This is a genomic window from Chryseobacterium indologenes (assembly GCF_001295265.1).
GTDB classification, from domain to species: Bacteria; Bacteroidota; Bacteroidia; order Flavobacteriales; family Weeksellaceae; genus Chryseobacterium; species Chryseobacterium indologenes_A.
The window spans coordinates 1-1,298 of record NZ_LJOD01000054.1 but is presented as its reverse complement, the minus strand read 5'-3'; the positions used below and the strand labels follow the sequence as shown (position 1 = coordinate 1,298).

Below are 1,298 nucleotides of genomic sequence, written 5' to 3'. Positions count from 1 at the left end.
CTTCCAGTTCTCTTTTCCGAGCTCTTCCGCACTGGTTCCGGCAAGAATAATGGAACCGTCTCTGTTTAACTTTATATCTGAAAGCCTTTCTTCTTTCTTCCGGTTCTCTCCCGTGATGTGTTTTCTCCACTGTTCATTACCGTCCTGATCCAGGTACAGCATCCAGAACGTTTCGTCATCTTTTTCTATCCGTCCTTCTGCCTGGGTGTAACCGCCGAGCAATATTCCTTTGGAAGTTTTATCATCTGCAGAATGAATCACACTCATCCCCATCAGGATATCCCGGTTTTTAAAGTTGTAGGATTTCTGCCACTGTTCTTCGCCTCTTTCGTTTAGAGCAACGAGCCATAAATCGGTTCCTTGTTCAACGCCTACGGTTTTGTTGCCTGATCTTTCAGATCGGGATTCTCCACCAATAAGGTAACCTGTAGAAGTTAAAGCAAGGGTTCTTAAGTGGTCATCGCCTTTTCCTCCATAATTCTTTTCCCATTCTATTTTGCCGTTTTGATCAAGCTTCACCATCCAGTAATCACCTTCGCCGGAGTTTTCAGTTTTCTTGCTTCCTCCAACTGAACTTCGTGAATAAATCCCTATTAAGACACCGCCGTCTTTTGTAGGGATCATTTTCTCTACCTCATCCAAACCTTTTCCACCTAAGATGAGCTCAGAAAGTTCTTTTCCGTTTTTATTCAGCCGTATGATCCAGGCATCTTTAGAGCCGTAACCTTTGGAAGAGTTCTGAATATTACCGGCCACAAAGAATCCTAGGTCTGTGGTCTGAACAACTGCTCTGGCTTCTTCATCGGAAGCCGTACCTAATGTTTTCTGCCATAATTCATCCCCGAACTCATTCAATCTTACCAGCCAGATATCTGATCCGCCTTTGGATTCGTCTTTTTTATCCAGCCCTTTTCCGGAATAGGAGGTTCCTGCAATTAAAAATCCTCCTTCCTGGGTAGAAACAGAAGCGGAAAGGTAATCGTGGTTTTGTCCTGAAAGGTATTTTTCCCAGACCTGCTCTCCCTGCTGGTTGAGTTTAACCAGATGGAAATCGTAGCCGTTGTTCTGCTTTTGGCTGTCAACTGCTGGCTGTTGGCTTTTTGCCTGGATGGAGCTTCCGGTAATCAGGTACTGCTGATCAATAGTAGTGGTAATCTGGCTCAGAAAATCCTGGGTGGAGGACCTGATGTCTTTCTGCCATAAGACTTCCTGAGCTGATGCACTCAGGACTGTGCATATCACTAATGCACTCATGTAGAGTTTTCTCATTTGGTTTTTATTTTTTTTATTACATGTTT

1 protein-coding gene is annotated in these 1,298 nt (G+C 43.9%); it reads right to left on the bottom strand.

Annotation, left to right across the window (positions count from 1 at the left end; genetic code table 11):
• Positions 1 to 1,269 (bottom strand): hypothetical protein (locus tag AOB46_RS22680; RefSeq protein ID WP_062703678.1); only part of this gene is annotated, 1,269 nt, incomplete at its 3' end.
• Positions 1,270 to 1,298: the final 29 nt, after the last annotated feature.